Genomic DNA, 16776 nt, shown 5'->3' on the forward strand with positions numbered 1-16776 from the left:
TCGAACCGCGAACGGTCGCTGGGCTTCTGCCTGACGACGACAGGCTGAAGGACCCCGATCTCACGAATGCTGTGGACGAGCTCAGCCAACAGATCTTCGTCGAAGACAGTGCGTGGCTGTCGTGGGTTCGCATCGATGAGATCAACGTCGATCTCACCGAACTCGGTATCCGGAATGGACTCAACGCCGTCATACTCGTCGGCATCGCCGTCATCAGCGCCTTCAGCCGTGTTCGACTCACCGGACTCTTCAGACGTGCCGGAGGAAGTCGAGTGCTCAGTCGATTCCGAAAGGGCTGAGAACGAGGAATCCGTTGCCGCCGAAGTAACCGGCTCGCCCTCGTCTTGAGCGTCGGCTGGGCCAGCAGCGACTACATTAGTAGTCCTGACAGCATTGTCACCAGCCGCGTCTGCTGACGACGCTTTCTCATCATCCTCAGCGTCGTCGCTGCTGCGACCGGAAGACCTGTACACGCCGGGATGAGTTTCCCGGACGTCATCCTCCGGCGACGGAGCGGCCGCGGCTGCGTTTGCGGACTCGGTCTCCTGCGCATCGGTGCGTTCATCTGGAACGACGTCAGCCGAAGCGTTGTCATGTGCGGGAGTCGAATCGGACTGCGCAACCGCACTCGACTCTATAGGTGCAACATCACTGTCGCTAATTGCCGAACCGGAAACCGAGGCCGGGGAGGAAGTCTTCCGCGTACTCGCTTTCGCGGCTGCAGGAGCCTTCTCTGCGTCCTCAGCCGGTGCCGCGGAAGCGGATGGCCCTGCCTTCGTCTTCGGGGTGGTCGTTTTGGCAGCAGAAGTTGGTTTGGAGGCATTGCCCCCGTTCGTCTTCGCAGGACTCGCCTTAGCCGTCGGGGCTTTCGCGGCACCTGCCTTACCCGTCGACGTCTTCGCCTTGGATGTCTTCGTCGTGCTCGACTTGGAACTAGTCGACTTCGTACCGGTGGACTTCGAAGCGGTCGACTTCGAAGCGGTCGACTTCGACCCTGCGGGAGTGGACGCAGACGTCCTGGCAGACGACGATTTCGACGCTGATGTCGAACCGGTCGACGTCGTTTCAGCGGACTGCGCTTCGTCTGCTTTGGACTGAAAAGCCTTGGACGGTGAGGCGTTGGAGGTCGAATCCTTGGTCGGCCTAGCCTTCGGCTTGCGTCGCCGAGATGACTGCATCGACGCAGCAGGGTCGGTCCGCGAAGAGCGAGGCGTCTTCGTCTCAGCCTTGCCATCCTCCGTGTTCCCGCCGGAGAAGAATACATCGACCGGACGATCGTTGGAGTTCGCGTCGGGGATCAATGCTCCGAGCCCGCGCCCCAGGCCCCTCTTCTTGCGTTCAGCCACGACTTACTCCTCGATTCGCTATCTCTTCAGCTGCTTCCCGATACGACAGGGCACCGCTGGAATGTGGGTCATATGAGATCACGGTCTGGCCATAGCTCGGTGCCTCGGAGATCCTCACCGATCTCGGGATAGCAGTGCCGAGCACCTGCTCCGGGAAGTGGGTGCGCACATCCTCGGCGACCTGAGCGCTGAGGTTCGTCCGACCGTCATACATCGTCAGCAGAATCGTGGAGATCGTGAGCTCAGGATTGAGATGCTTCTGGATGAGCTGGATGTTCTTGAGCAGCTGGCTCAGTCCCTCGAGTGCATAGTATTCGCACTGGATCGGAATGAGGACCTCGCGAGCTGCCACGAAGGCGTTCACTGTCAGCAGACCGAGGCTCGGCGGGCAGTCGATGATGATGTAGTCGACGCGGTCTCCGGCTGCTTCCTCTTCTTTGAGATAGATACCCAGGGCACGCTGCAGTCTCTGCTCGCGCGCGACGAGGGACACGAGTTCGATCTCCGCGCCGGCGAGGTCGATGGTGGCCGGCACACACTTGAGAGTGTCGAAGTCCGGACACTGTGCCACAGCCTCGCGCATCGGAACATCGTCGATGAGGACGTCATAGATGCTCGTGACCTCGGAATAATGGTCGATGCCCAGGGCGGTGCTCGCATTGCCCTGGGGATCGATGTCGATGAGCAGGACGTTGAGTCCCTGATTGGCCAGGGCAGCCGCGATGTTCACCGCCGTCGTCGTCTTTCCGACGCCGCCCTTCTGGTTCGCGATCGTGAAGATGCGGGTCGAGTCCGGCCGTGGAAAGGTTGTCTGCGACAGTCGATCCGCTCGCCGGTTGTCCCGTGCAATCGCGGCACCAATGGGAGACGACTCATCCATGATCGGCATAGGGCGCACTCCATCATCCATCGGTTTCACAAGGCTCTCATCCAGCCTAGACCAACTCTACTTCGTACTATTTCTTGACTATCTCGACGACACGACTCGGAACCTCGAGGATGCCGCCGCCATCAACGATATGGATCTCGGGCTGCGCGAATCGATACCGTTTGATCAGCTTCTTCGCCTTGGCAAGCTCACCTTCGACCGAAGCTCCCTTGAGGGCGAGGATCCGTCCTCCGGGGCTGATGACCTCGCGGGTCCATTCGATGAGGGTCGTCATCGCCTTGACCGCACGTGCAGTCACGACCGTGAACATCTCCTCGTCGACGAGTTCCTCGACCCGTGCGCGAACGATGCGCACATTCTCAATACCCAGATCATCGACGACCATGTTCAGCCATTCGACGCGACGTTCCATCGGCTCGATCAGGACGATCTTCGCCTCCGGGCGCAGCAGCGCGATCGGAATTCCGGGCAGGCCGGCTCCGCTGCCGACGTCGCCGACGACTTCGTTCTCACCGATATGCTCGGCGACCACAGCACAATTGAGAATATGCCGAGTCCACAGGCGATCGACCTCACGCGGACCGATGAGCCCCCAGTCGATTCCGGTCGTGGCCAAGTGCTCGGCATACCGCTGCGCGGCAGGATAAGCCGCACCGAAGTACTCTTCGGTGCCGGGCGGAGGCGACTCGATCTCCGATGTCGTCGATTCGTTCGAGAGCTCGGTCTCGTCCGAGAGCTCGGTGTCGTTCTCGGGCTGATCAGTCATCGGCGAGCCGGATGACGACATGACGACCGTCGCCCTCACCCTCGGACTCCGAGACCAAACCGGCGCGGGCTGCCTGGTCATGGACGATCTTGCGTTCGAAGCTGTTCATCGGTTTGAACGCGAATTCTTCGCCGCCGTCCTTGACCTCGTCGATGGCACGCTTGGCCTTCTTGACCAGCTCTTCGCGACGGCTGTTGCGGAAGCCGTCGATATCGAGCATCAGCCACGACCGCTGACCGGTCTGCGTCTGCACGGCCAGACGGCTGAGTTCCTGCAGCGCACCGAGGGTCCGGCCCTCACGGCCGAGGAGGGTACTCAGGTTCGAGTCCTCGTCGTCCTCGCAGACGATGGACAGCTGCGCACGACCGTCAGCGACATCGATGTCGATATCGCCGTCGATGTCGGCCAGATCCATCAGCTCTTCGAGGTAGTCCGCGGCGATCTCACCCTCTTCTTCGAGGAGTTCGGCACGGCTCGGCTTCGTCGAGGTCTCCTCCGAAGTCTCTTCCGGTGTCTGTTCGGAGGTCTCGTCAGTCTTCTCTTCGGTCATGTCTGTCCTCAGCGCTTCTTGTTCTTTTTACGGTTCTTGCTCACAGGCTGCTGCCGCTGGCCGCTCTTCTTCGGGGCCTCCTCGGTGACGGTCGAGCCCTTGAGCTCATCCTGCTTCACGGCCTTGCCCTTGCGAGCCTTGCGCTCAAGCATCTCCTTCTCGGCCTTCGAGCCGGGCGCGGGCATATTGCGGATGACCATGTGCTGCTGAGCCATCGTCCAGGTGTTCGAGACCAGCCAGTAGATGAGGACACCGAGCGGGAAGTAGATGCCGCCGATGCCGAAGACGAGAGGCATCACATAGAGCAGCATCTTCTGCGACTGCATCATCGGGTTGGCCATCGCCGACTCCGACATGTTCTTCGCCATCATCTGCTTCTGGGTGATGAACATGGTGGCGGCCATGACGACGATGAGCACACCGGTCAGCAGCTTGACTGCAAAGCCTGGGTCGGTGAAGACCGCCGAAAGGCTGATGCCGAAGATCGAGGAGTTCTCGGCCTGAATCGCCAGCTGCTGAGTGAAGCCGCCGATCGCGCCGACAGAGCCCTCGGCGACCTTCGGCATGTTGTGGATGACGCGGAAGAGCGAGAAGAAGATCGGCATCTGCACGAGCAGCGGCAGGCACGATGCCCAGGGGCTGGTCTTGTTGTCGCGGAACAGTGCCATCTGCTCTTCGGCCATGGCCTGGCGAGAGTACTGGTCCTTCTTGCCTTTGTACTTCGCCTGCAGACGCTGGATCTCCGGCTGCAGCAGCTGCATCTTGCGCTGCGATTTGATCTGGTAGACGAAGAGAGGGATGAGGAGAGCACGGATCACCACGGTCAGTCCGGCGATCGAGAGCACCCAGGTCCAACCGCTGTCGGCAGGCAGGCCGATCGCGGTGAAGATCTCGTGGAAGATCGCGAGGATCCAAGCAACTACCCACTGCAGCGGGTAGAGCAGCTTGTCCATCCAGTCCATTCAGTTCTCCTCGTTACAACGATGCTGGCGCGTCGTTCATTTTGCCATTGTTCACAGGTGTGCGCGACACGACGTGTGCCCCGGGGCAGTCCGCTTGTTCGCGCTCGCTCGCGGACTGCGAGTTCAATATGTTCTAACTGTGTGCCTGACCGCGGTGGATGGTCTTCGACCTGGCCTCCCGCGCCGATCCCGGCACATGGTCGACGCCGCCGTGCGACCACGGGTTGCAGCGCAGTATGCGCCACCCAGTTAACACCACTCCCTTGAGAACTCCGTGTATCTCGAACGCTTCGAGACCGTACATGGAGCAGCTGGGATAATAGCGGCACACTTGGCCGTAGAGAGGAGAGATCACGATCCGATAGGCGCGGATGAACCAGACGAACGGCATCCTCGGACCGACCAGGACGATCCAGCCGAGTGTGGGCCAGAAACCGGCCGGCCGTCGGGGCACCTCGGAGACATGTTTCAGATCATGCTCGGCGTCCACGACGTTCCAGCTTCTTCTCTGCCTTGATCAGCAGCTCGTCGACTTCGGCAGACAGAATGGCGAAGTCGGCCCGTCCCGCATGCGGCAGCGCCCGGATGACGAACAGATCTCCTGTTCTCAGCTCACCGAGACGCGCACGCATGATCTCGCGCAGACGACGCTTGGTGCGGTTGCGCACCACGGCGTTTCCGACGGCCTTGGATACGATGAAACCCACGCGCGCAGCGTGGGTATCATCGGTGTCTCTCAGGCTGTGCGCCATGAGATGCTCTGTGCGCACCCGGACCCCGGCTCTGAAGATTCGTCTGAAGTCTTCGCCGCTGCGGATCCGATGTGCCGCGTCAAGCATGCTCAGGCCGAAATGTCGGAACGTCCCTTGCGACGACGTGCAGCCAGGATCGAGCGTCCGGCGCGGGTGCGCATACGCAGACGGAAGCCGTGCTTCTTGGCGCGCTTACGGTTATTGGGCTGGAATGTACGCTTGCTCACTTCAGTCTCCGATTTCTAGGTTGCGGGCGAACGCCGGTGCGTTCTCACAAAAAACGGCGGTGCGAGTCTCGACCGCCGAGCACTCCTGTGCATAAGAGCCAAAAGATAATCAGGATAATCGGATGAAGCCCGGTACACAGGACACTCCATCTTAGCGAGGCGCATTCCGAGCGGTCAAACGGGATCGGCATGTTCCACGTCACGCTCGCCCGAGATTCATCACCGTTCGCGTTCCCGTCACCGACGCGCGTCCACAAGTCACACCCATGTAGTTTTCCACAAGCTAATCCACGAGTGTGGAGATTCACCAGGTTGAGTCGGCAAGAGTCCACATTCTGTGGAAAACTATGTGGAAGTCATGCACAGGTGTGGATCACGCCAGAACCAATTTTTTGAAAGCTGAGGAAATGTGACGGTGTCGAATTCCAAAAATGAGCTCATCAGCCGTTGGCGCACGGTGGTCTCAAACCTGGAACAGGACCCGAACCTCACGTCGCACCAGAAGGGATTCCTCTCCCTCGCCGTGCCCAAAGCCCTCGTCGACAATGCCCTCGTCCTCCTCGCCGTGCGCGACGAACACACCCGTCGCACCATTGAGACCCGGCTGCTCGGCCCTCTGACCAGGGAGTTCTCCAAGGTTCTCGGGTTCGACGTGACCTTCGGCTTCGTCGTCGATCCGGAACTCGACGTGCCGATCCGCTTCGAAGACCTCATCGGGGAGCCGACCCCGGGAACCCAGGTCCCCATCGATCCGGTCACCTCCACCTCGACGACGGGCACACCGGAACCCGCCCCCGCCGAGGCGGCCGAACCGGTGCGACCGACCCCCGCCGATCAGTCGACTCCTCAAATCCCCCAGCCGAACCAGGGCCAACCAGGCCAGGGCCAACCCGCCGCGCAGACCCCGAGTACTCAGATGCCGCAGGCGGAGACGTCGGCACCTCCGGCGAGGCAGATGCCCGCCCAGCAGCAGCCTCAGGACCCGGCCGAGTCGGGCATGACCGACCGTGAGATGAAGATCGCCGAGGCGACCGCCGCCCCGATGGGTCCGCCCATCGATGCTCCCGGCGTCGCCCAGCTCAACCCGAAGTACACCTTCGACACCTTCGTCATCGGCGCGTCCAACAGGTTCGCCCACGCCGCGGCATTCGCCGTGGCCGAGGCTCCGGCCAAGGCGTACAACCCCCTGTTCATCTATGGGGACTCGGGACTGGGCAAGACTCACCTGCTCCATGCGATCGGCTACTACGCGACTCAGCTGTTCCCCGAGATCCGGGTGAAATACGTCTCCAGCGAAGAGTTCGTCAACGACTTCATCAACACGATCGGCTCGTCGAAGACGTCGAACGCCCTGCGGCCTGCCTTCCAGCGCCGTTACCGGGAGGTCGACATCCTCATGATCGACGACATCCAGTTCCTGCAAGGCAAGGATGCGACCGTCGAAGAGTTCTTCCATACCTTCAATGCTCTGCACAATGAGGCCAAACAGGTCGTCATCACCTCCGATCAGCCGCCGAAGATGCTCAAGGGCTTCGAGGAGCGGCTGCGTTCCCGATTCGAATGGGGTCTGCTCACGGACGTGCAGCCGCCGGATATGGAGACCCGGTTCGCCATTCTGCGCCGCAAGGCCGCGGCCGAACACCTCGACGTCCCCGATGACGTCCTCGAATACATCGCCTCCCGGGTGTCCTCGAACATCCGCGAACTCGAAGGCGCCCTCATCCGGGTGACGGCCTTCGCCAACCTCAACGATCAGCAGATCGACGTCTCCTTGGCAGAGACCGTCCTCAAGGACTTCATCACCCCGGATGACACCCCCGCTGTCTCGGCCGCGGACATCATGGGCCAGACCGCTGCCTACTTCAGCCTCACCCTCGACGACCTGTGCGGAACCTCCCGGTCCCGGACGCTGACCACGGCCAGACAGATCGCCATGTATCTGTGCCGTGAGCTCACCGACCTGTCCCTGCCGAAGATCGGACAGGCCTTCGGTGGACGCGATCACACGACCGTGATGCACGCGAACAAGAAGATTCGAACTCAGATGGCCGAACGACGGGCCGTCTACACGCAGGTCACCGAACTCACAAACCGCATTAAACAACAGCACCGCCTATAGAAGACGTCATACACATCTGTGGATAACCCTGGGGACAATTGCTCACAGCTGGGGACAGACCGGTGGACAGAACTGCTGCACGGGTGGAAAGATGTGAACTACATGCTTGTGTTTACCCAAGCGCCCACCGACGCCTCGGTCGCGGTGCACATGGCATCCACAAGTCCATAGTCGGTCAGAACCCTTGATTACTCTGGGGTAAGCGGCACTTGTCCACAGTCTCCACAGGTGCTGATACTTCTACCAAGTGAATTCAACTCTTCAGAGGGCGACCGCCACCGACTGCTGCGGTGGATGAGCTTCGAGCTCGGGGCCTCGAGTTCGACACAGGTGCCGAGCTGCCGAATATTCGAACACAGGATCTCGAGTGATTCTCTAATGCGAGATTCACTCTGCTGGCAGCCCTTGGCGGCCCTTTTCGGCGGGCACTCCTGAGGTGGGCACAAATCGGATAGGCTGTGTAAAGTTTTCCGAGCAGTATCGAGCCTGTGACTCGCAACCCGGAATCTTGTGCCAGATGCCCAGTGCAGGTCGGGTGGCCACCCCGAAGGAGTAAAGTGAACGCGGAAGCATCCCCCTTGAAGTTCAAAGTCAATCGCGACGTTCTCGCTGACGCTGTTGCCTGGGCTACCAAGACTCTGCCCAACCGTCCTTCCGCTCCGGTCCTCACCGGCATCCTCATCACCGCCGAAGCGGGCGGCACAGTGCGCCTGGCTGTCTTCGACTACGAAGTCTCCTCCCGCGTCGAGATCGTCGCCGATGTCGCCTCCGCGGGAACTGTGCTGGTCTCCGGTCGTCTGCTCGCTGACATCTCTAAGGCGCTGCCGAACCAGGAGGTCACCCTCGAGCAGATCGATGCGAAGGTCGACGTCACCTGCGGCTCCTCTCGCTTCTCGCTGATGACGATGCCTGTGGCTGAGTACCCGGCACTGCCGCAGATCCCCGACGACTCGGGCACCGTCTCTGCCGGTGAGTTCCAGAACGCCGTCTCACAGGTCACGATCGCGACCTCGAAGGACGACACCCTGCCGATCCTCACCAGCGTGAGAGTCGAGATCGAGGGCGAGAAGGTCACGATGCTCGCCACCGACCGCTACCGTCTGGCCGTTCGCGAATTCACCTGGAACCCGGGCCGCCCCGACGTCTCGGCCGTGGCCCTGCTGCGTGGGCGCACGCTCTCCGATGTCTCGAAGTCCCTCGGCGGCGATGTCACGATCGGTCTGAGCACCGATGCCGGCAAGGACCTCATCTCCTTCACCTCGGCCGGTCGAGTCACCACCTCGCTGCTCATCGAGGGCGAATACCCGAAGGTCCGGTCGCTGTTCCCGGAGTCGGTTCCGATCCATGCCATCGTGGAGACCGCTGTGCTGCGTGAGGCCGTTCGCCGCGTCTCGCTCGTGGCCGAACGCAACACCCCGCTGCGCTTCGAGGTCACCGACGGCATGCTCACCCTGCATGCCGGCACCGGTGACGACGCTCAGGCCTCCGAAGCCGTCGAAGCCACCCTGCAGGGCGACGAGATCACCGTCGGATTCAACCCGCACTACATCGCCGAGGGCCTCGCCGCTGTCGAGAGTCCCTATGTGAACTTCTCCTTCACACAGCCGATGAAACCGGTGATCATCTCAGGGCAGAAAGAACTCGACGGACCCGCCGACGAGTCCTACCGCTATCTGCTCATGCCCACGCGCATCTGAATGTGGATATCCCGACTCTCCCTGCGTGACTATCGGTCGTATCCCGAGCTCGACCTCGAGTTCTCACCCGGAGTCACCACATTCGTGGCCGACAACGGGACCGGTAAGACCAATATCGTCGAGGCGATCGGGTACCTCGCTCATCAGCGCTCCCATCGGGTGGCCTTCGACGCTCCACTCGTCCACGAGGACAGACCGGCTGCGACCGTGTCCGCACTGGTCAACCGGGATCAGCGGCACGCCACCGTCGAGGTGACCATCCAGGCCAAAGGCGCCAACCGGGCCCGGGTCAACCGCAACGCGGTCAAGCTCAAAGACATCCTCGGCCTCGTCTCCTGTGTCGTCTTCGCTCCCGAGGACCTCAGCCTGGTGAGAGGCGAACCTGCCGAACGCCGGTCCTGGATCGACACTCTCGTCGTGGCCCGCAATCCCCGCTTCGCCTCGATCATCACGGACTTCGAGCGGGCACTCAAACAGCGCAATGCTCTGCTCAAACGACTCCGCGAGGATCGCGATCCCGGCCTCGAGACGACTCTCGACATCTGGAACATGGCCTACGCGGACTCTGCGGCCGAGCTCGTCTTCGGCAGGCAGCGGATCCTCGCCGATATCGTCGAGCCGCTGCAGACGAACTTCGCCTACATCGCCGCCGACGCCCGACTTGAGCGGCAAGGTGCTCATATCGCCTATGACTCGCGCATCGACTACTCGCCGGCAGCATCCGCTGCCGACTGCAAGGAGCTGCTGCTGGCGGCCCTCGACCGCCGCCGGACGACGGAGATCGAGCGCGGACTGACCCTGCACGGACCCGGTCGCGATGACCTGTCGCTGATGATCGGAACCCATCCGGCGAAGGGCTACGCCTCTCATGGAGAGACCTGGTCGCTGGCGCTGGCCATGCAGCTGGCTGGATGGGATCTGCTCTCTGCCGATGCCGGCAGCGCCGCCGAACAGCCGATCCTCGTCCTCGATGACGTCTTCGCCGAACTCGACACCGGTCGGCGTCAGCGTCTGGCGTCCAGAGTGACATCGGCCGAGCAGGTCTTCATCACTGCGGCCGTCGACTCCGATCTGCCCGATGGCCTCGAGGGAATCCGAATCGACCAGTCCCGACTCCTGCAGAGCAGCACATCATGAGCGGCATCGACCGGGACTACTCCACTCCCGTCGCCGCACTCGAAGCCCTTGACCGAGTCCGACGGATGGAGGTCACCGAAGCGAAGTTCGTTCGCAGCCGTCGCCGTTCCCGCCTGCGCGGCGAAGCCGTCTACTCCGGATCGGGCAGAGACGGCCGTGACCCGAAGACCGTGTCATCCGTGCTCGGGTCGCTCATCTCGGACCGCGGCTGGTCGTCCTCACTCGACATCGGCAAGGTGCTCGGCCGGTGGCCCGACCTCGTCGGACCCCAGGTGGCCCAGCACGCGACTCCCGTCGACTTCTCTCCTCCCTTGCTCGTCATCGCCGCTGACTCGACGACCTGGGCAACCCAGCTGCGGGTGCTCAGACCGACGATCCTGCGCAAGCTCGAGGAGGGACTGGGCTCGGCGACGATCACGGAGATCGAGATCAAGGGGCCACAGGGACGCAGCTTCAAACGCGGTCGACGATCGGTGGCCGGCCGCGGACCTCGGGACACATTCGGGTGAAGTGGGCAGCCACCTCGGCGAAATTCCCGGAAGTATCCCTGTATTTCTGAGAAGAACCCCCGTGCATTTCTGAGAAGAACACAGAAGGCCTCAAACGGCCATAGGCGCTCCCTGACCTGCCCGGGGGTACATCTGCGGCACGAAAATTCGGGAAATACGCCTTCACAGGCCGCTTACGGGCATTTCAGCGTTCGGCGCGGTAGAATGAGGAGCTGATAGCGACCATCCGAACAAGGAGTCATATGACGACCGAGGATCAGCCTCATTATGATGCCGGCGACATCACTGTACTCGAGGGTCTCGAGGCAGTCCGGAAACGACCCGGCATGTACATCGGTTCGACCTCGGAACGCGGTCTCCACCACCTCGTTCAGGAGATCGTCGACAACTCCGTCGATGAGGCGATGGCCGGCTATTGCGATCATATCGAGGTCACCATCCTCCCCGATGGCGGCGTCCGCGTCGCCGATGACGGCCGTGGCATGCCCGTGGCCATGCACCCCACCGAGGGCAAGCCGACCGTCGAGGTGATCCTCACGATCCTCCACGCCGGCGGAAAGTTCGGCGGCGGCGGATATGCCGTGGCAGGCGGTCTTCACGGTGTGGGTTCGACCGTCGTCAACGCACTGTCCGAACGACTCGCTGTCGAGGTCAGACGTGACGGGTACACGTGGACGATGGACTTCGTCCGGGGCGTGCCCACTGGCGAGCTGCAGCGCGGAGACGCCACCGACGAGACCGGCACGACCGTGACCTTCTGGCCCGACGGCTCGATCTTCGAGACTACGGACTTCTCCTACGAATACCTCCGTGCGCGCTTCCAGCAGATGGCCTTCCTCAACAAGGGCCTGAAGATCAGCCTCACCGATGAGCGCCACAACGAAGTCGATGACGACGATGTTCAGATCGACGAGGACGAGGCGACCGAGTGGAAGCCGCGCACCGTCACCTACGAATACGCGAACGGTCTGCTCGACTATGTGGAATACCTCAACTCGACGAAGAAGGCCGATCTCGTCCATCCCGATGTCATCGTCTTCGAAGCCGAAGAGGGCGAACAGACTCTTGCGCTCGAGATCGCGATGCAGTGGACGACGTCGTACAACGAGTCGGTCCACACCTACGCCAACGTCATCAACACCCATGAGGGCGGCACCCACGAAGAGGGCTTCCGGACGGCTCTGACCTCGCTGGTCAACGCGTATGCGAAGGAACAGAAGCTGCTGCGCGACAAGGACCCGAACCTCACCGGCGATGACATCCGCGAGGGGCTCACGGCCGTCATCTCCGTCAAGCTCGGCGATCCCCAGTTCGAGGGTCAGACGAAGACGAAGCTCGGCAACTCCGAGGTCAAGGGCTTCGTCCAGCGCGTGGTCCGTGACGAACTCGGACACTGGTTCGAGTCGAACCCGGCCCAGGCCAAGGACGTCGTGCGCAAGGCGCTGCAGGCCTCCCAGGCCCGCTTGGCCGCTCGCAAGGCTCGTGAGGCCACTCGCCGCAAGGGACTGCTCGAGTCCTCGGGTATGCCCGGCAAACTCAAGGACTGCCAGTCGAAGGACCCTTTCGTATCCGAAGTCTTCATCGTCGAGGGTGACTCGGCCGGCGGCTCGGCGACTCAGGGCCGCAACCCGAACACTCAGGCGATCCTGCCGCTGCGCGGAAAGATCCTCAACGTCGAAAAGGCTCGCCTCGACCGGGCCTTGGGCAACAACGAAGTCCAGGCGATGATCACGGCCTTCGGCACAGGCATCGGTGAGGAGTTCGACCTCGAGAAGCTCCGCTATCACAAGATCGTCCTCATGGCCGACGCCGATGTCGACGGTCAGCACATCACGACCCTGCTGCTGACGCTGATCTTCCGGTACATGAAGCCGCTCATCGAACACGGCTACGTCTACCTCGCCACCCCGCCGCTCTACCGCATCAAGTGGTCGAACGCCCCGCACCAGTTCGCCTACACCGACAAGGAACGCGACGGACTGCTCGAGACCGGTCGGGCCGCCGGCAAGCGACTGCCGAAGGATCTCGCGATCCAGCGCTACAAGGGTCTGGGCGAGATGAACTACGAAGAGCTGTGGGAGACGACGATGGATCCCGACCACCGGCTGCTCAAGCAGGTGTCGCTCGACGATGCGATCGTCGCCGACGAGATCTTCACCGTCCTCATGGGCGACGACGTGGATTCGCGTCGCCGCTTCATCCAGGAGAACGCGAAGGACGTCCGCTTCCTCGACATCTGAGCATCCACCCTCACCGGGCAGCCGCCTCGGTGAGGGTGGGAGACCGGATGCACCGCACCCATTCTTTGCACGCACCAATCGCCGCCGCACACGGTTGAGATCCAACCGGACACGGTTCGAACACAAGGGAAGAGCCCACATTGGCCGACGAGAACGATATCGGAACAGACATCAACCGGATCGAACAGGTTGATCTCAACCTCGAAATGCAGAGGTCCTACCTCGACTACGCGATGAGCGTGATCGTCGGACGTGCCCTGCCGGACGTCCGCGACGGACTCAAACCCGTCCACCGTCGCGTCCTCTACGCGATGTTCGACGGCGGCTACCGTCCCGACCGGAACTTCTCCAAGTGCTCCCGCGTCGTCGGCGACGTCATGGGCCAGTACCACCCGCACGGCGACACGGCGATCTACGACGCCATGGTCCGCCTCGTGCAGCCGTGGACGATGCGCTACCCTCTCGTTTCCGGTCAGGGCAACTTCGGGTCCCCGGGCGACGACGGTGCGGCCGCCCCCCGTTATACCGAGTGCAAGATGGCGCCCCTGGCCATGGAGATGGTCCGGGACATCGAAGAAGGCACCGTCGACTTCCAGGACAACTATGACGGGCGCAACCAAGAACCCATGGTTCTGCCCTCCAGGTTCCCGAACCTCCTGGTCAACGGCTCGGCGGGAATTGCCGTGGGCATGGCCACGAACATACCTCCGCACAACCTCCGCGAGGTCGCCGCCGGCGCGCAGTGGCTGCTGTCCCACCCGGAGGCGAGCAAGGAAGAGGCGCTCGAGGCCCTTCTCGGCCTCATCAAGGGACCGGACTTCCCGATGGGCGCGACGGTCCTCGGCCGCAAGGGCATCGAGGACACCTACCGCACCGGCCGCGGATCGATCACCCAGCGCGCCGTCGTCGAGGTCGAAGAGATCCAGGGCCGCACCTGCCTCGTCGTCACCCAGCTGCCGTACATGGTCAACCCGGACACTCTGGCCGCGAAGATCGCCTCCTATGTCAAGGACGGCAAGGTCGCCGGCATCGCGGATCTGCGCGATGAGTCCTCGGGACGCACCGGTCAGCGCCTGGTCATCGTGCTCAAGCGCGATGCCGTGGCCAAGGTCGTGCTCAACAACCTGTACAAGCACACCTCGCTGCAGGAGAACTTCTCCGCGAACATGCTGGCCCTCGTCGACAGCGTGCCGCGCACGCTGAGCATCGACTCGTTCCTGCGCCTGTGGGTCAAGCACCAGATCGAAGTCATCGTCCGCCGCACTCAGTTCCGTCTGCGCAAGGCCGAGGAACGCGCCCATATCCTGCGCGGCTACCTCAAGGCCCTCGACGCCCTCGACGAGGTCATCGCCCTGATCCGCCGTTCCCCGTCCTCGGACGAGGCACGGACCGGTCTGATGGAGCTGCTCGAGGTCGACGAGATCCAGGCGAATGCGATCCTCGATCTGCAGCTGCGCCGTCTGGCCGCCCTGGAACGTCTGAAGATCCAGGAAGAGGCCGAGAAGATCGAGGCGCAGATCGCCGAATACAAGCACATCCTCGAAACCCCGTCTCGCCAACGTGAGATCGTGTCCGAGGAACTCGACGAGATCGTCGAACGCTACGGTGATGACCGCCGCACGAAGATCCTCGCCGGCTTCGACGGAGACGTCTCCATGGAGGACCTCATCCCCGAGGAGGAGGTCGTCGTCACGATCACTCGCGGCGGCTACGCGAAGCGGACCCAGACGCACCTCTACCGTGCCCAGCACCGAGGCGGCAAGGGCATCAAGGGTGCCGCGCTGCGCGGCGACGACGTCGTCGAACAGTTCTTCGTCACCTCCACCCACAACTGGCTGCTGTTCTTCACGAACACCGGACGCGTGTACCGGGCGAAGGCCTATGAGCTGCCCGAGGGCTCACGCGATGCCAAGGGCCAGCATGTGGCGAACCTGCTCGCCCTCCAGCCGGGCGAGTCGATCGCACAGGTGCTGTCGATCCGTGACTACGAGGTGGCCGACTTCCTCATCCTCGCCACCCGTTCCGGTGTGGTGAAGAAGACCCGTCTGAGTGAGTACGACTCGAACCGCACCGGCGGTGTCATCGCCATCAACCTGCGCGAATACAAGGGTCAGCCCGATGAACTGGTCTCGGCCCGCATCGTCGGCGCCGATGACCACCTGCTGCTGATCTCGCGCAAGGGCATGTCGATCCGCTTCGCCGCCGACGACGAGTCGATCCGTCCCCTGGGCCGGGTCACCGGGGGCGTGACCGGTATGAAGTTCAAGGACGACGACGAGCTGCTGACGATGGACGTCGTCCAGCCCGACACCTATGTCTTCGTCGTCACCGAGGCCGGATACGCCAAGCGCACCCCCGTCGACGAATACCGTCTGCAGGGCCGCGGCGGCCTGGGAATCCGGGTTGCGAAGATCACCGAACAGCGCGGAGACTTGGTAGGCGGACTCATCGTCGAAGACGGTGAGGAGGTCCTCGTGGTCATGGAGCGCGGTAAGATCGTTCGATCGAGCATCGATGAAGTTCCGGCGAAGGGACGCAACACCATGGGTGTGGTGTTCGCGAAACCGGGCAAGAAAGATCGTATTATCGCAGTGACCCGTGGGCCCGAAGCCGAGGTCGACGACGAGATCGAAGGCGAAGACGATGCCGAAGTCCCGGAAGGTGAGGTCGCAGAGCCTCAGACCGGCAACGAGGATGTGGAAGAGTGAGCGATAGCAAACAGCCAGGCTCAGGCAAGATCATACGCACGTCGAGCGGCTCGACCCGTCTGACGGCCGGCTCGTCGAAGTCGGACGAGAAGTCGGCCGGAGCGAGTTCGAACTCCGGGTCGGGCTCGAACTCCGGGTCGGGAACCGGCTCGAAACAGGGATCCGATTCCGGTCGCGGTTCCTCGGGGCCCGACAGCCAGAACGCCACCGTCGTCGCACCTCCCGCACCGAAGGCTTCGCCGAAGCCCAACCGCGCGCCCTCGGCCGGATCGACGCCATCGGCCCACACCGGATCTCAAGGATCGGGTGCTCAGACCGGTTCCCAGGGGGTCGGAGCACCGGCCTCCGGATCGCAGGGATCGGGCTCCCAGGGATCGAACGGCGGCAACCGCGGCGCCACCTCGGTGATGGGAAATGCCGCGAACACCGTCCGCGCCAGCTCCGGCAGCGTGAAGATGGGCGTGAAGAACATGGTCGACAGCGGGAAGGGCAGCAAGAAGAAGGGCCCCCGCACGGTTCGCCTCACCGTCTCCGCGGTCGACCCCTGGTCGGTCATGAAGATGTCGTTCCTCATGTCCGTGGCGATCGGCATCGCCACCATCGTCGCGTTCATCGTGCTCTGGGTCGTGCTGCAGGCGACCGGTGTGATGAGCGGCCTCGAATCGACGATGAGCGAGCTCGCCGGCGCGGAGTCGGCCGAGCGGATCATCGGGATCTTCGGCTTCGGCCGAGTCGTTGCTGCCGGCTTCATCATCGCGGTCATCAACATCGTGCTGATGACGGCGCTGTCGACCCTGGCGGCTTTCATCTACAACATCGGCTCCCTCATCGCCGGCGGATTCAGCCTCACCCTCACCGACGACTGACCCCTCCC

16 protein-coding genes are annotated in these 16776 nt (G+C 62.6%); 8 read left to right on the top strand and 8 right to left on the bottom strand.

Annotated features, from left to right (window positions below):
- Positions 1-473: ParB N-terminal domain-containing protein (locus tag ACTIIH_RS13770; protein ID WP_441452413.1), on the bottom strand; the 473-nt coding region annotated here is incomplete at its 3' end.
- Positions 474-813: 340 nt separating this feature from the next.
- On the opposite strand from ACTIIH_RS13770, the gene ACTIIH_RS13775 reads away from it, so the two are divergent.
- Positions 814-1098, top strand: coding sequence for a hypothetical protein (locus tag ACTIIH_RS13775; protein ID WP_441452415.1), 285 nt, complete (start codon positions 814-816; stop codon positions 1096-1098).
- A 240-nt stretch (positions 1099-1338) separates the two neighbouring features.
- On the opposite strand, the gene ACTIIH_RS13780 is transcribed toward ACTIIH_RS13775, so the two are convergent.
- From ACTIIH_RS13780 to rpmH, 7 genes are all read right to left on the bottom strand, one after another.
- The gene (locus ACTIIH_RS13780; RefSeq protein ID WP_441452417.1) at positions 1339-2235 is read right to left on the bottom strand and encodes a ParA family protein; all 897 of its coding nucleotides are present in this window, start codon (positions 2233-2235) and stop codon (positions 1339-1341) included.
- Positions 2236-2302: 67 nt separating this feature from the next.
- Positions 2303-3001: a 16S rRNA (guanine(527)-N(7))-methyltransferase RsmG gene (gene rsmG, locus ACTIIH_RS13785; RefSeq protein WP_441452419.1), complete on the bottom strand. Its 699-nt coding sequence runs from the start codon at positions 2999-3001 to the stop codon at positions 2303-2305.
- A complete protein-coding gene (locus ACTIIH_RS13790; protein WP_441452421.1) occupies positions 2994-3551 on the bottom strand; it encodes a Jag family protein in 558 nt (185 codons plus the stop codon). Before ACTIIH_RS13790 ends, rsmG begins: the two co-directional genes overlap by 8 nt.
- 8 nt (positions 3552-3559) lie before the next feature.
- Positions 3560-4513 (bottom strand): membrane protein insertase YidC, encoded by a 954-nt coding sequence (gene yidC / locus ACTIIH_RS13795; protein ID WP_441452423.1) that lies wholly within the window; start codon positions 4511-4513, stop codon positions 3560-3562.
- 133 nt (positions 4514-4646) lie between these two features.
- Entirely contained in the window at positions 4647-5003 is a 357-nt protein-coding gene (gene yidD / locus ACTIIH_RS13800) for a membrane protein insertion efficiency factor YidD (RefSeq protein WP_248279044.1), read from the bottom strand.
- On the bottom strand, positions 4987-5352 hold the full coding sequence (rnpA, locus tag ACTIIH_RS13805) for a ribonuclease P protein component (protein ID WP_441452425.1): 366 nt from the start codon (positions 5350-5352) through the stop codon (positions 4987-4989). The genes yidD and rnpA overlap by 17 nt, the downstream gene beginning before the upstream one ends.
- Positions 5353-5354: 2 nt before the next feature.
- Positions 5355-5492: a 50S ribosomal protein L34 gene (gene rpmH / locus ACTIIH_RS13810; RefSeq protein WP_039211706.1), complete on the bottom strand. Its 138-nt coding sequence runs from the start codon at positions 5490-5492 to the stop codon at positions 5355-5357.
- Between the two features lie 415 nt (positions 5493-5907).
- Here rpmH and dnaA point away from each other — a divergent pair, with 415 nt between their 5' ends.
- From dnaA to ACTIIH_RS13845, 7 genes are all read left to right on the top strand, one after another.
- Positions 5908-7611, top strand: a complete 1704-nt coding sequence (dnaA, locus tag ACTIIH_RS13815; RefSeq protein WP_441452428.1) for a chromosomal replication initiator protein DnaA — start codon at positions 5908-5910, stop codon at positions 7609-7611.
- Between the two features lie 557 nt (positions 7612-8168).
- A complete protein-coding gene (dnaN, locus tag ACTIIH_RS13820; protein WP_174521210.1) occupies positions 8169-9308 on the top strand; it encodes a DNA polymerase III subunit beta in 1140 nt (379 codons plus the stop codon).
- Positions 9309-10445 carry a DNA replication/repair protein RecF gene (recF, locus tag ACTIIH_RS13825; RefSeq protein WP_441452430.1) on the top strand — a complete coding sequence of 379 codons (1137 nt, stop codon included), beginning with the start codon at positions 9309-9311 and terminating at the stop codon, positions 10443-10445.
- Positions 10442-10954 carry a DUF721 domain-containing protein gene (locus tag ACTIIH_RS13830; RefSeq protein ID WP_441452432.1) on the top strand — a complete coding sequence of 171 codons (513 nt, stop codon included), beginning with the start codon at positions 10442-10444 and terminating at the stop codon, positions 10952-10954. Before recF ends, ACTIIH_RS13830 begins: the two co-directional genes overlap by 4 nt.
- 242 nt (positions 10955-11196) lie before the next feature.
- Positions 11197-13194 carry a DNA topoisomerase (ATP-hydrolyzing) subunit B gene (gyrB, locus tag ACTIIH_RS13835; RefSeq protein WP_441452434.1) on the top strand — a complete coding sequence of 666 codons (1998 nt, stop codon included), beginning with the start codon at positions 11197-11199 and terminating at the stop codon, positions 13192-13194.
- Positions 13195-13334: 140 nt separating this feature from the next.
- Positions 13335-15902 carry a DNA gyrase subunit A gene (gene gyrA, locus ACTIIH_RS13840; protein ID WP_441452436.1) on the top strand — a complete coding sequence of 856 codons (2568 nt, stop codon included), beginning with the start codon at positions 13335-13337 and terminating at the stop codon, positions 15900-15902.
- Positions 15899-16768 (top strand): DUF3566 domain-containing protein, encoded by an 870-nt coding sequence (locus ACTIIH_RS13845; RefSeq protein WP_441452437.1) that lies wholly within the window; start codon positions 15899-15901, stop codon positions 16766-16768. The genes gyrA and ACTIIH_RS13845 overlap by 4 nt, the downstream gene beginning before the upstream one ends.
- The last annotated feature ends 8 nt before the right edge of the window (positions 16769-16776 follow it).

It is taken from the genome of Brevibacterium sp., assembly GCF_052105255.1.
GTDB classification, from domain to species: domain Bacteria; phylum Actinomycetota; class Actinomycetes; order Actinomycetales; family Brevibacteriaceae; genus Brevibacterium; species Brevibacterium linens_B.

Coding starts and splice junctions, on each gene's coding strand:
- ACTIIH_RS13830 (WP_441452432.1), top strand. CDS start 10,442: ATGAGCGGCATCGACCGGGACTACTCCACTCCCGTCGCCGCACTCGAA.
- gyrB (WP_441452434.1), top strand. CDS start 11,197: ATGACGACCGAGGATCAGCCTCATTATGATGCCGGCGACATCACTGTA.
- yidC (WP_441452423.1), bottom strand. CDS start 4,513: ATGGACTGGATGGACAAGCTGCTCTACCCGCTGCAGTGGGTAGTTGCT.
- rsmG (WP_441452419.1), bottom strand. CDS start 3,001: ATGACTGATCAGCCCGAGAACGACACCGAGCTCTCGGACGAGACCGAG.
- rnpA (WP_441452425.1), bottom strand. CDS start 5,352: ATGCTTGACGCGGCACATCGGATCCGCAGCGGCGAAGACTTCAGACGA.
- ACTIIH_RS13780 (WP_441452417.1), bottom strand. CDS start 2,235: ATGCCGATCATGGATGAGTCGTCTCCCATTGGTGCCGCGATTGCACGG.
- ACTIIH_RS13790 (WP_441452421.1), bottom strand. CDS start 3,551: ATGACCGAAGAGAAGACTGACGAGACCTCCGAACAGACACCGGAAGAG.
- recF (WP_441452430.1), top strand. CDS start 9,309: ATGTGGATATCCCGACTCTCCCTGCGTGACTATCGGTCGTATCCCGAG.